Source organism: Nitrospirota bacterium (assembly GCA_037386965.1).
Lineage (GTDB): Bacteria > Nitrospirota > Thermodesulfovibrionia > Thermodesulfovibrionales > JdFR-86 > JARRLN01.
In genome coordinates, this window is record JARRLN010000066.1 from 1 (window position 1) to 13128 (window position 13128).

The 13128-nt window shown below is 56.9% G+C and carries 9 protein-coding genes and 1 pseudogene; 3 read left to right on the forward strand and 7 right to left on the reverse strand.

Annotation, left to right across the window (positions count from 1 at the left end):
* Positions 1-936 (reverse strand): beta-propeller fold lactonase family protein (locus P8Y39_09915; GenBank protein ID MEJ2192640.1); only part of this gene is annotated, 936 nt, incomplete at its 3' end.
* Between the two features lie 792 nt (positions 937-1728).
* Between P8Y39_09915 and P8Y39_09920 the strand changes: the two genes are divergently transcribed.
* Positions 1729-3918 (forward strand): hypothetical protein, encoded by a 2190-nt coding sequence (locus tag P8Y39_09920; GenBank protein MEJ2192641.1) that lies wholly within the window; start codon positions 1729-1731, stop codon positions 3916-3918.
* Positions 3919-4014: 96 nt separating this feature from the next.
* On the opposite strand, the pseudogene P8Y39_09925 reads toward P8Y39_09920, so the two are convergent.
* From P8Y39_09925 to P8Y39_09950, 6 genes and pseudogenes are all read right to left on the reverse strand, one after another.
* Positions 4015-4614: pseudogene (locus tag P8Y39_09925) on the reverse strand (peptide-methionine (S)-S-oxide reductase).
* 15 nt (positions 4615-4629) lie between these two features.
* Positions 4630-4815, reverse strand: a complete 186-nt coding sequence (locus P8Y39_09930) for a hypothetical protein (GenBank protein ID MEJ2192642.1) — start codon at positions 4813-4815, stop codon at positions 4630-4632.
* Positions 4812-5246, reverse strand: coding sequence for a YHS domain-containing (seleno)protein (locus tag P8Y39_09935; protein ID MEJ2192643.1), 435 nt, complete (start codon positions 5244-5246; stop codon positions 4812-4814). The genes P8Y39_09930 and P8Y39_09935 overlap by 4 nt, the downstream gene beginning before the upstream one ends.
* A 326-nt stretch (positions 5247-5572) precedes the next feature.
* A complete protein-coding gene (locus tag P8Y39_09940) occupies positions 5573-7060 on the reverse strand; it encodes a HAMP domain-containing sensor histidine kinase (GenBank protein MEJ2192644.1) in 1488 nt (495 codons plus the stop codon).
* Positions 7057-7776, reverse strand: a complete 720-nt coding sequence (locus P8Y39_09945; GenBank protein MEJ2192645.1) for a response regulator transcription factor — start codon at positions 7774-7776, stop codon at positions 7057-7059. Before P8Y39_09945 ends, P8Y39_09940 begins: the two co-directional genes overlap by 4 nt.
* Before the next feature lie 465 nt (positions 7777-8241).
* Complete coding sequence (locus P8Y39_09950; protein ID MEJ2192646.1) at positions 8242-9690, reverse strand: DUF4139 domain-containing protein; 1449 nt, start codon at positions 9688-9690, stop codon at positions 8242-8244.
* Positions 9691-10126: 436 nt separating this feature from the next.
* Here P8Y39_09950 and P8Y39_09955 point away from each other — a divergent pair, with 436 nt between their 5' ends.
* Both P8Y39_09955 and P8Y39_09960 read left to right on the forward strand, forming a co-directional pair.
* Positions 10127-10729: a sigma-70 family RNA polymerase sigma factor gene (locus P8Y39_09955; protein ID MEJ2192647.1), complete on the forward strand. Its 603-nt coding sequence runs from the start codon at positions 10127-10129 to the stop codon at positions 10727-10729.
* Positions 10730-11668: a DUF2275 domain-containing protein gene (locus P8Y39_09960; GenBank protein ID MEJ2192648.1), complete on the forward strand. Its 939-nt coding sequence runs from the start codon at positions 10730-10732 to the stop codon at positions 11666-11668.
* Positions 11669-13128 lie beyond the last annotated feature (1460 nt).

The window sequence follows — 13128 nt, forward strand, 5'->3', positions numbered from 1 at the left end:
CCGGTTGCCGAAACCAGCAGTCGCATCGAGCAGGTCAAGCCGGCCATTGTTGCGCTCCTCTTCATAGAGGGAAAGGTTCTGGCTGCCGGTGTTGGCGGTAAAAACATAGCCCCGCTGATTTCTGGCTATCCAGCAAGTGGCGGCCTGGCCGTTTGCAATCGATGGACTAATCACCTGCAGGGAGCCGTTGCGATTGATGGCATATGAGGAAACCGCTCCGCTGCCCGCTTCTGAGACCAGCAGATGGCCTTTTTCGTCAAAGACGAACCCGAAAGGAGCGAGACCGATTGACATTGACGTTACCGGGTGAATGGCGGGCAAGCCGTGCCGGTTCAGCGGGAAGACCAGAATCTCGTTCTCGTCCCGGTCGGTAACTACCAGGTTATTGCCCTGCGGGTCGAAGCCCACCTGTGCAAACCCTCCGGAGCCAAGGTCTCGGGTGGAATTGCTGCGAAGGGTCAACTGGCCCTGGTAACCCAGGTAAAAACCGGTGATGTTAGCAGTCCCCCCAGCGTTCAGGACATATACCAGGTCATGGAAGACGGTGAGACTGACGGGAAATTCGCCGCCTGAGTCAACCTTGCCCACCAGCACGGGACCGTCCCACATGATGCGAAACACGGAAATCTCGTTGCTGCCCGCATTCACTGCCAATAGCCACCGGTGGTCCTCGGTGAGCACGATGGCGCCCTGGGAGGCCAGAGGGTCCAGGCCGCCGCCGGAACCTAAACCCTCGGTCGGTATGGCGCCGGCCATGGTGAGGAGACCGTCTCCGCCTCGCGCAAAAACGACCAACTGGTTACCATCGGCGGCGTTGGTCATGGTGTAGACTGCCCCGGCCGTGACTTCTGCATCTTGGTCATTAGAAAAGGCAGCGACCGCCGAACTCATCAGAAACGCAACGGCCATAAATGCCACTATGATTTTTCTGTTCATCTCATCGCTCCTTTCATCTGTCCGCACTTTCCGGAAGTGCGTCCATTTCCTCATTTTCACCAGCTGCGCTTCAATAGCCCCATCTCGACTTTCATGACCCCCTTTCCTCTTTTCCTCATCACGTAAGAACGCCCGCCACTCGCGTTAAAAGGAGAATCCGTGCACAACTGGATGAGCTTGAACGGATATCGTTGCCGGTCGAGTGTGTCGGTGCTTTATTAATTCAGTCTAGTTGCGGCGCATCACAAAAGTGTCACGAAAAAATAACGATTCGGTCATATAAAGAAAAAATGCGGGTGTCTCCCAGGGGGATGCAGGGGTCGCGGAAATGCGTTCATCCTGAAGTCCGCAACCTGATAACTGTGGACTTCTCCTCCTGACAAACAATGCCAAAAAAAGCAATGGCGCCAACCCCTTAACGGAAGTGCGCAGCTTTCCCAAGCCCGACAGGTCTGCGGAAGCTGGCGGGTCAGAGCAATCCCTGCCAGGAGCACACAGCCTCCCATCTCTTGGATAATGCCTTTTATCGCCTGTCGGAATCGCATAACTCTTTATTTTCACTCGAATTTTGTTAATTAAAACAATTTATTAATGCATTATCTATCTTGACCGCCTGCACGTTCGATGGTACACAAACTTAAGGGGAGGGACCTTTTTTGAAAGGGGGACCGAGCCATGGGACGGATGATTTCATGGGCAGTGATTTTATTGGCCGTGTTTCTTGCAGCTCCTGCGGGTGCGGCCGACGTTGTTCCGAATGAGATCCAGCAGCCGGGCACGCAGCCGGGGGAGGTGAACAACCTCGAATCTCCCGACAAGTGTGATAACTGCCACGGGGGATACAACGTATCCGTTGAGCCCGCGTTTAACTGGCGGGGAAGCATGATGGCAAACGCGGGCCGCGACCCCATCTTCTGGGCAACGCTCGCCGTGGCCGAGCAGGATTTTGACGGAGCGGGAGACCTCTGCCTCCGGTGCCACACCTCGGCCGGATGGCTTGCCGGCCGCTCCCTTCCCACAGACGGCTCCGGCCTGGGCCGCGGAGACGGAGACGGCGTGGAGTGCGAGGTGTGCCACAAGATGGTAAACCCGGACAACTCCGAACACCAGGGCGTGCAGTTCAGCCCGTTTCTGGCCTACGACATGCTCACCGGAGAAGGCTATTACGGGAGCGGAATGTACGTCATGTGGGGGAGCAGCGACAAGCTCGGCCCGTATGGCGACGCTGCGGCCAGACACCAATTCCTGCAGTCTCAATTCCACCGCTCCCGGGACTTCTGCGGTACCTGCCATGACGTCTCCAACCCGGCCGTGGGCGACCTTGCTCCGAACTACGGGGCACAGGACACGGCGGACGAGGTCATTGCCAGCGGCGTTCTGGGCTCCCCGCTCACGGAGAAGGCAGCGTTCAACAACTTTCCTTTCCAGTACGGCATCGTGGAGAGGACGTACAGTGAGTTCAAGGCAGGCGCGCTCTCCAGCACGCCCGTCTCGTATACGGCTTATACGGCGCTTCCAGCCGACCTCCAGGGCGGCGCCCTTCAGGCCGCCTATGAAAGTGCTTTAGGGGCGGGCACGGGAGGCAAGTACGAAGACGGAACCACGCGTTATTTCACCTGCCAGACCTGCCATTTGAGGCCGGTGAGCGGTCCGGGCTGCAACAAGAAAGGCGCTCCGGTGAGGAAAGACCTGCCGCTTCATGACATGACCGGCGGAAACTACTGGATGCCCGACGCCATCGCGTATCTGGATGGCCAGGGCAAGCTCCTGGTAGGAGGCGGCCTTTCCGGCACACAGCTTGCGGCCCTGGAGGCCGGGAAGGCCCGCGCCATGAAGCAGCTCAGCGAGGGCGTCTCCCTCTCGGTCAGCGGGAACACCGTGAGGCTGGTCAACCAGACGGGGCACAAGGTCATCTCGGGGTATCCCGAAGGACGCCGCATGTGGCTGAACATCAAGTGGTATGATGCCGAGGGTTTGCCCATCAGGGAGGACGGCGCATACGGTCCCGTCACGACAATCACCTTTAACGGAACCCCGTACAGCGTCCAGAGCCTCATCAACCCAAACGACACCAACACCAAGGTCTACGAAGCCCACTACGCGATGACGCAAGAGTGGGCCGCGAAGCTTGTCGGATACGGGTACGACCCGAACCTGCCTCTGAGCTACGACCGTTACACAGGGGCCGCGGACTTCACCCTGGGCGAGCTTGCCGCTTCGGCCCCCGGGACGTACCACGAGACCTTTCACTTCGTCCTGAACAACTACGTGGCCAAGGACAACCGCATCCCGCCCTACAAGATGAGCTACGATGAGGCGAGGAAAAGGAATGCCTTGCCGGTGCCCGCCGACCAGTATGGAAATCCGGGTCCGGGCGGGGTATATAACTACTATGACGAAGTAACCCTGACCCCGCCCTCACATGCAACATATGCCAGCATCGACCTCCTCTATCAGCCCACAAGCTGGGAGTATATCCAGTTCCTCTATCTCGCCAACGGGGGCCAGAACGCCTTCCTTGCCGCCGAAGGGGCCAACCTTCTGGAGGCGTGGCTCCAAACGGGCATGGCCGCCCCGTATGTGATGGCCTCCACCGCCTGGGGCAAGAAGCCCGTTCCCCAGGTCTCGGGGCTTACTATCAACAGTACCACCACGTGGTCCGTGGACCGAAGGGGCAACCTCCTTCAGCAGACAAATACCTTCCGGGTGAGGGACACAGTGGCCGTAGTGGTCCATGCAGCGGACCCGGACGGTGCGGACCTCTCAGGTGTGCAAGTCTTCCTGGATATTCGTGATGCGGGCGGAGCATTGGTTACGTCTTTGCAAGGCTTTACGGGCACCGATGGCACCGCCGCCCTTACCTGGAAGACCGGGAGGAACGACGCCGGGGACTACACCGCCACTGTAACGGATGCTCTGAAGAGTGGGTATCAGTTCGACGCCGGCACCGGCGACACGACGGAGACGTTTAGCGTCCGGTAAGGGAAAGATATAAGAAAGGGCATCCGGGCAGCGGGTTCCCGGATGCCCTTTCTCTTGAAATCCTTCTGAATACGTGAGGCGTAAACTCGACTCCCTCTACCTTCCTGGAATGGGGCACTCCAGGGGGCGGGCTGTCCTGCCGCAGGCGGCTTCGAGGACAAAGTGCGATGCCGCTTCGGAAAGGCCGAGCATGTCGATATCCTGCCTGAGGGTCTGACAGGAGCCGTATCCTGCCAGGTAACCGTTCACGCGTGCCGCGGCCGTGGAATTTACGAAATCCGTGAAGACGGGGTACATGGCGCGGAACTCCTCCATGAGGTCCGGGTATCGCTGAAGCGCGTGCTTCTGGTGGTAGTCTTCCGCTTGATGGAAGCTCTCATAGGGGACGATGTCGGTTGCCACCCTGCGGCCGGTTTTCGCCTCCAGGCGCTCCCTGGACTTCAGGGCCAGCTCCTTCTGCTTCGGGTCGTGGTAGAAAAGTATGTTTCTGTATTGCCGGGACCAGGACTGGCTTCCCGGGTCGTGCCCACCCCAGAAGACCCTCAGGAGCTCCTCGTAGCTGACCTTTTCGGGATCGTAATCTATCTGTATCGCTTCGGAATGGTCGCCCAGGCTGTGGTAGGTGGGGTTGCCTTTGCGCCCCCCGGCGTATCCCACCCGCGTTCTTACGACGCCCTCGATGCTCCCGAACCGGGAGTCCGGGGTCCAGAATCAGCCCATGGCGAAGGTAGCCGTCCTTACTTTCTCAGGGGCCTCCCCGTCCATGGCGGGAATTTCTTTACTGGCCTCAGAAGAGTTCATGGAGGACACCTCCGTTGTTATAAGAGATTGGGCGGCGAAGAGCGCAACAACAGCAGCCGCCATCCACAGATATGGCGCAAGCCTTTTTCCTATCACGTGCCCTCTTCGGAGCCGAGCACTGCCGGCCAGTTGCGGTCGGCTTTTTCGATATTGTCCGGGATGTCCCGGCTCCATGTCTTTCTCACCTTCTTGCTGAAATTGAGGTAAAGCTTTCCGTCAACGATGGTCCACGCCTCGGGGTCTATATCAGCCGTGTACCCACGGCTCACCGCCCAGGCTCAGTAACCTCCGTACTGGGGCGCGTATTTTTCGGGGTTCTTGCGAAAAAGCTCGAGGTGCTCCGCGCTCGAAAACCGCCACTCCGCCCCTTTCCATCTGAGGGAATGCTCGGCGCTGCCTCTAACTGCCGCATGCCGGGTGAAATAGGCCACTGCGTCGTATCCCCTGATGGCCAGTCCGTCATCGTCCACATTGATTTCAGACAGGGCTTTCGACCGGTTACAGGAAATCGCTACAAGCGCGAACATGATGACGAACGGGAGTAGTTTCTTCACAGCCCTTTCTTCCATGGTAACAGCTCCCCTCCTTCGGCCAGTAATGGCGGGGGCGGATACGGCCTGCCCCCGGGAAGGACGGCGACCTAATCACTGTGTCGTACAACCCGCCGTGCGCCCGGATGGCGTCCGACGCCCGCGTGATGCCTCCAGTCATGGAGGGTCGTCGCCGTCACCTCCTTCCGTATCGGTGTTCATACTCAGAGGATATCTGCCGGAGGTCACAGCGCCATCACGAAAAGTTCACATTTTTGTAACAGGCCCGGTTGCAATGCGGGAGCCCGGCCCCCTGAGGCTGCTCAGCGCCCGGATTGCTGGACCGGCAGCCGGAAGCTAAACGTGGTTCCGACGCCTACCTCGCTTTCGACCTCGATTGTGCTGCCGTGAAGCTCGAGGATCCGCCTGGTAATGGCCAAGCCCAGGCCGGAGTGGCCTGTCCTGTCCCTGCGGCTTCTGTCCAGCCGATAGAACCGGTCCATGATTCTGGGCAACTCATCCCGGGGAATTCCACATCCCGTATCGCTGACCCGCACGAGAACGCCGGCTCCGTCGTGTTCGAAGGATACGCTGACGGAGCCGCCCTCGGGCGTATGGCGAAGGGCGTTGTCCAGCAGGTTTTCTATTACCCTTTCCATCAGTGCTATGTCGGCGTCCACAAAGGGAACATCGGCGCCAACGTTGGCGTGAATTCCCACCTTTTTCTCTTCGGCCCTCAGTTGAAATTTCTGCACGACGTCCTGGACGAGCTCGTTGAGGTTGAAAGGTTCGCGATATACCGCGGTGTCCCGGGCCTCGAGCTTCGCCAGCTCGAAGAGGTCCGAGACCAGCTTGTTCAAACGCCTGCAATGGTTGATGGCCGTCTCGACGTAATTACGCCTCTCTTCCGGCGACAGGTCCGCGTCCTTCATCATGAGTGTTTCCAAGTAACCCTGCATTGTGGCCAAGGGGGTGCGCAGGTCATGGGATGCATTGGCCACCAGCTCCCTCCGCAGGGAATCGGCCGTCTTCAGAGCATCCACTTGTTGTTCGATCCGGACTGCCATGTGCCTGAAAGTGGAAACGAGGCTGTCGATCTCGTCGCCTTCGCCTCCTTCCGTTTCTGCCGGCAGCCCCAGCCGGTCAAGGGACGCACCATCCGTGTAGGCGCCCATTGCGGCCCTGAGCCGCCGTAATCTGCGTGTCAGAAGAGCAAATATGATCAACCCCGACACGACCGCAACAGCGAGGCTTGAAGCAATGCTCCACATCCCCAGCCGCAGGATGTAACTTCCCTGCAGTTTCTGGCTTACGCTGTCATACAGTTCTCCCCCGAGGATTACGTACAGGTATCCCTTGAGCGTACCCTGTTCGGGTATGCGCGCCGCGGTAAAGACCTTTTTCCCTTCGAGGTTCCTCGGGTCATCGCCGAGCAGGGGAAGAACGGTTTCGCCTCCGAGAAACAACTTCACGGGTTCAAGGTCGAGCTTCTTCCGCTTCACCTTGCCCGGTTCTGCCGAAAACGCCAGTATGTTGCCCTCGGGGTCGAGAAGATATATCTCGATTTTCGGATTGACGACCATGAGCGCATCGAAAATCTCCTCAAGCGCTGCCTCGTCTACCCCATGGTCCCGAAAGAGCGGTTTTTCGGCGACGATGCGCCGGGCCAGTTCCTGGTTAAGCCTCTGGCTGACCTCCTGCCGATACATCTCGGTGATGTACAGGCTTATGATGATAAAGGAGACGCCGACCAGAAGAAGCAACCCCAGAAGCGATAGCGAAAGCCTGGCGTACAGAGACTTAGCGATCATGCGGCCCCCGCATTGTCCTCATCGGTGAATTTGTAACCCACGCCCCAGACCGTCAATATATGGCGAGGCTTCGCGGGATTCTCCTCGATTTTGGCTCGCAACCTGTTGATGTGCGAGTTGACGGTGTGCTCATACCCCTCGTGTCCGTATCCCCATACCGAGTCCAGCAACTGCAGGCGCGTGAAAACCCTGCCGGGATGACTGACAAAGTGAAGCAGCAGATCATATTCCTTGGCTGTCAAGGAAACGGCTTTCCCTTTCAATGTCACACTGCGCTTTTCCGGGTTCAGGATGAGTTCCCCGGCGACGATGGTGTCAAGCTTGTCCTTCTGACGATTCTGCTCGAGCGTGTCAACCCTGCGAAAGATGGCCTTAATCCGGGCGAGCAGTTCGGGAATGCTGAAGGGCTTTGTCACATAGTCATCCGCACCGACCTCAAGGCCGATAACGCGCTCGACTTCCGATGATTTTGACGTCAGCATGAGGATCGGCGTATATGAGGCCTTGCCGCGAAGGCGCCTGCAGATCTCCATACCGTCAAGACCGGGAAGCATGAGGTCGAGGATAATGAGATCATATCGCGCACCCTCGGCCTTGGCAAGGCCTGCTATACCGTCGCCCGCGAGGTCGACGTCGTAGTGCAAATCCTTCAAATGGATCTCTAGGAGGTGTGCGAGGTCCTTATTGTCCTCAATAATGAGAATGCGTTTCTGCATCCTAAGGCACAGCCTCACAGTGTCTGGTCTGATATAAGTATAGTCTAAAATAGAGATATCACAAAAGCATCACGAACTGCAATTTTCAAAAAGGTCTGAAGGCGCCCCTTTTTACTGGCCTAGAAATTACGTGTTGAACTGCATGCAACGATTTTGCAGGGGACGACGCCACTTTCTGGATGTAGTTGGCAATAATTACATAAGGCAATGCCCGTATTCTCGATTTGGAGTTCAGCACGATATTGTTCGGTGGGAGGATGGAAGGCTCCAGACGCGCACCCCGCCATCTTTCAATAGAGTCGCTGGATTTGCGGGCACGCGTCTGCCGGGGCTGGGGACGCAGGCGTCACGGGGCTTGAAATCCTGTGAGAGAAAGGTGGTGGTCTTAGGCCCTCCATTGGCAGATTCTTGTAAACAATAAGGGGGATGCCTACTAGGGGCATCCCCCTTTAATTCGGCTTAGGGCTAAAATCGCATCCTCACCCTGTAGGTGAGCTTTGTCTCCTTGTTCTTCGGGACCAATACATGAAACTCGGCCGTGGAGGAATCGGTCTTTTTGTATTCGTGCGAGCTTTCAAGCATCCTCCACTCCCCGGGGATTGGCTCAATCACCTTCACGAGGACGTCATCGTCCTTGTGGTTTCTGAGAGAGACCTCGAAGGCGGCCTCGTAGGTGTCGTAGGCGATTTTCCGCCAGTCGGTCTGCTTGCGGGTGCCCACCACGTCGAAGGCCTCGCCGAGCTTAATCTTCACCTTCTCGTCTTTGGGGGTGTGGTCTATCCTGTCCTCGCCTATGAACTGGAGGCTTCCCTCCTTGTCTTTCTTGTAGACCCTGATCTTGCCTTTCGGAAGAGGGATGCCCAGGTTGTTTTCCTTCTTGTTATCAATCTCGATGAACACTCCAACCTTCTGGTTGGAGACCATTTCGCCGTATTTCGAACGGTAGTAGTAGGCCGCCCCGTAGTAGCGGAACTCCTTTTTCACAGGCACACCCGTGGCCTCCATGAGGCTTATCTGTTTGATCTGGTTGTTCTTTATGGTGGACGGTCTCTGGAGCGCGTAGATGTGGTATTCGAAGAAGGAGTCCTCGACGAACTGGGGCGCCGCGGCGGCCTCGGCTACGGCCATCTTCCTCAGGGCGCCTCGCAGCCGGTATTCGTCCTCGGCCCGGTGGACGTCGCCTGCAACGAGCTTCAGTTTCGCGTCCCTGTACGTCGCGCCGCTTTTGTTGTCTATGGTCACCCAGCCCGAAAGGTCGGCCTTGGTGTCGGTGTCGTCAAGGACAGTCACATAGTCGGCCTGCCAGCTGATGCCCCCGGTGAGATACGACGCCTCCACGTTCTGAGCATCCGGAAGGGTATTCCTAAGAAGCCATACAAGGGTGGGTTCCGAGTGCAGGTTCTCGGGGATGCTCGGGAAAAGAACTCGCCCAGGATGGCCGAAGGTTATCTCGTCGCCTATCTTGAAGATGGGCTCTCCGTTATTCGACAGGAGCGTGGCCGTCACGACTTCTTCGCGCTCGGTGTAGGGATTCTTCTGGTAGAGCTTTACCTCCTTGCCTACGTACTTATCCAGGAGCTTCTGGGGGCTCAGGAGGTCATACTCGTAGTTCTGCTCAAGCACGTGGAGGCTCTCCGGGTCTGATAGGGATTTTATGTGGACGCTGGTGGGAATTATCTTCGCGGCCACGTCCATGAAGTGGAGCTCGCCCGTGCCCTGCCCGAGGCTGATTTTCCGCTGGTCCTTCACGAGGCCAAGGTTTACGTTATAGACGGTGAGGGCCACACCCGTTTGTTCCTCTACGCCCGTTTTGGAGGGCTGGAGTGTCTCCTCCGCCTTTGCCTGGGCGGGCTCGTTGCAGCCCACGAGCACCACCGCCACTGCCACGACCAACGCGACCTTCACAATGCTCATCGTGAACCTCCTTCGCCTGGATTTCTCTGCTTCTACTTGATTGGACACCACCGGCCGCGGGAAAGTTCCCGAAGAAAACCTGACCGTTGTGGAAGCTGCATATTTGCTCTTAATGAGGGATTCCCGTTCCTCTCTGCAATTCCCCATCCCTCCTCAAGCTGAGGGAGAAAAAGGGGTTATACCCCTTTGGCAAGTGGAAGTGCGGGAAAGATTTTTGTAATAACTATTGTCATTATGGTGAGACGGTTAATATAATGAAGTTTGTTGCTTTTGAGGTCTGCGGCAGACATTTATTCTCTCCCCCTCGGCGGGGGCGGACGAGGGCCGGGATGAAGAAAAGAGTTCTATTTCATTTTCATCATCTTCCGTCGAGGGAGGGGACAAATAGATCGTGTTTCCGGCGGGAACATTCGGGCATAGCGAGGTGTCTAAACGAATGAGTGACGACGACCGCATGGATGCCGATGGGGAGCTCCTTGGGCGGTGCCTCAGGGGCGAGGTGGACGCTTTCGAGGGCCTCGTCAGGAGGCATGAAAAGAAGATGATAAATATCGCATTCCGCATGATCGGAGACTTCGAGGAGGCCTGCGAGGTAGTCCAGGACGCCTTCGTTTCGGCATACGGGAACCTCGGGAAATTCAAGGGAGCGTCGAGCTTCTCCACGTGGCTCTGCTCGATTGTGCTCAATCTCTCGCGGAACAGGCTGAGGCAGGTGAAGACAAGGGCTCGCCGTGAGGCGGCATCAATCGGAAACCCAGCTTTGGCCAATGGCGGAAGCGTCACGGTAGAGCCCGCCTTCGCAGGGGCCTCTCCCCTTGATGAACTTGAGAGGAAGGAGATAGAGGTGAAGGTGCAGGGCTGCATAGAGGCCCTTGAGGCCGAGTTCCGGGAGGCTATTGTCCTCAGGGACATACAGAATTTCAGTTACGCCGAGATCGGTGACATGCTCGGCGTTGCGGAAGGTACGGTCAAGTCGCGCCTTTACAGGGCGAGGACCTCGGTGAGGGAGTGCCTCAAGCGCGTGATGGGGGATTCTTAGATGAATTGCAACGACATAAGGAACAGGCTGTCCGATTACCTCGACGGAGAGGCCTCCGCGGAAGAGAGAAAGGCCGTGGAAGAGCACATAGAGGGCTGCCCTGCGTGCAGGCGCGAGCTGTCCGAGCTTGCGAGGACTTTGACGCATCTGCGCTCGCTTTCAGAGGTGGAGCCCCCGCCATTCTTCACCCAAAGGGTCATGCGGAGAGTCACGGAGGAGGCCGAACCGAAGAGGAAGATTCTGAGAATGCTATTCTTCCCGCTCCACGTGAAGCTCCCGGTCGAGGCCGTGGCGGTTGCGCTTGTCGCCATCGCGGCAGTCTATATCTTTAACGCGACAAGGCCCGAGGTGGAGATGAAACTGGCCTCAAAACCCGCAGTCGAGACTCCTGCGCCTCCGGCCATGGATGAATTCGCTTCGCCTCGGGATGAGGGAAGGGAGTTCAAAAGACGGCCATCGAGGGTTAAGCACAAGACTGAAGGGGCACGGGCACTCAGAAAGTCTGAAGAGTCCTCCTCCGGGGCGAAGGAGCCGGCCCTGCGGGAGACTGAAGGCCCTGAGGCCGTTTCTCCGGGTGAAGAGGGAGCTCCGCCCGAGGGAAGGACCGGGGTTGGACGCGAGGTGGCTCCCGGGGCGTTGCACAACGCGCCTAAAGAGGAAGCCTTTGTTCTTGATAAGGATGCCGAGGTAGAGATTACGGTCCTTGTCTCTGACCTGGCCGAAGCCAGGGCGAAGTGTGAAGACGCTGTCAGGAAGGCAGGCGGAAAGCTGCTCGAAGATGAGACCGTGGAAGCCGCCTCGGTTGTGGCAGAAATTCCATCCGCGAGGATCACGGAGCTTGTGAAGGAGCTCGGGGCACTCGGCGAGGTAAGCGTCGGCTCTCACTCGGCGGCGGGGGATAATGTTCGCGTGCGAATACGACTTCAGGCAAAACCATGAGGAAGAATAATCCTCTCAGTCGTAGATGTGCTGAAAACCACAGACTCCTTATTGCGACATGCTAACCAAATTTTTATCCTAGCTGCTCAGTACACCCACGCAAAGCCATACCCGAGGTCACGAATCCTAGGACTTGAAATGCGCAGTCAATTATATGCTGGAGCAGGCCAGCGCGGATGCAGTCCCTGCATCAGAAGGGGACAAGGCAACTAGACATGACAATCTCCTCCCATTATCCTTCCCCGGCTCCCTCGTCCACCTCGCTAGGGCAATAAAAAAAGGGGCGGTTGCCATACATGGCCATCGGCAAGGTCAACATGCCGAGCTTGCTGAGAAAAGTGTTCGGAGAGGAAGGCGCTGACTTTGTCGCAATGGGCGGCTGCCCCTCGCTGAGCCTTATTTGCCCAAGAGGACTCAGGCGGGGACGAGCGAGGGGATACGCAGATGTCTCTACGACCTTTCAATGACACCATTCACATCCTGAGTCGGCGAAATAGCTGCTGGAGTTTCCGGAGGAGGCGGTCTTCGGTGTTTCCAGCGAGCAGTATATTAATAACGTAGTGGACATCGTCTTCCGGAACTCTTCCGTAGCTGCTGCCCGGCAAAAACTCTAAGTACGGCTGATTCAAAAGAAAGCTTCATGTAGTGACACCTTCTGGAAGCTCTAAAGAGACTATCCGGCTGTTGCTTGGGAAAGACCAGCTTGAGGCGTCCAATTTCATGGACGAAATGTAATCCATCCATCTAAGCTTCTCACAGGAAGTTGCACCTTAGCCGCTGGCTGGAACGGTGAGGCTTTCTCTCTCAAATGAGCACTGGTAACCAATCCGAACCCTGATGGTTTCCTTTGATAATCAGCAGGGAGATTTCCTTCTTCCTGTCAGTACGTTGGGGAAGCCTTATGTAGGCATAGACTATGGCCCTCGCGAGACGAGGTGAGGGAGGCCATACTTGACGTCATGAGTCTGTGGAGGTCTGCCACTGCGGGAAGGGAAATGATATACCACCAGAGATGACTTGACCTAGACGAGAGTCTCTTCATCTCATGCGACGGGATCTGAAAAGATGCTAGACAGGAATCTATAGAAAGTCTTAGGTTATGGCAAGTAATCGAGAAATGAAGAATGGGTCCACGATATACTTGACCTTGGTATGCCGAACTGTAGGGATATATGCGCTGAGCACCTTCAGCCACTTCAAAACAACGGAATCGTTTCTGAATGAAAACTGCAATTTACGAATTCACAGACGATTGCCGCCTTTCTCGGGTGGCCAGCCATCGGCTCTCATTTAAAGATCTCCATTCTCGGCAAAGGAATAGTAATCATCTTTTCCGATTATGACGTGATCAAAGAGCTCCACATCCACCGTTTGGCAGGCCTGAGCGATTGAGGCGGATACAACGATATCGTTCTCGCTGGGGTTCAGGTCTCCGGAGGGATGGTTATGGACAAGGATTA

Excerpts from the sequence above, each read along its gene's own strand:
- P8Y39_09955 (MEJ2192647.1), top strand. The coding sequence starts at position 10,127 with ATGAGTGACGACGACCGCATGGATGCCGATGGGGAGCTCCTTGGGCGG.
- P8Y39_09960 (MEJ2192648.1), top strand. The coding sequence starts at position 10,730 with ATGAATTGCAACGACATAAGGAACAGGCTGTCCGATTACCTCGACGGA.
- P8Y39_09950 (MEJ2192646.1), bottom strand. The coding sequence starts at position 9,690 with ATGAGCATTGTGAAGGTCGCGTTGGTCGTGGCAGTGGCGGTGGTGCTC.
- P8Y39_09940 (MEJ2192644.1), bottom strand. The coding sequence starts at position 7,060 with ATGATCGCTAAGTCTCTGTACGCCAGGCTTTCGCTATCGCTTCTGGGG.
- P8Y39_09945 (MEJ2192645.1), bottom strand. The coding sequence starts at position 7,776 with ATGCAGAAACGCATTCTCATTATTGAGGACAATAAGGACCTCGCACAC.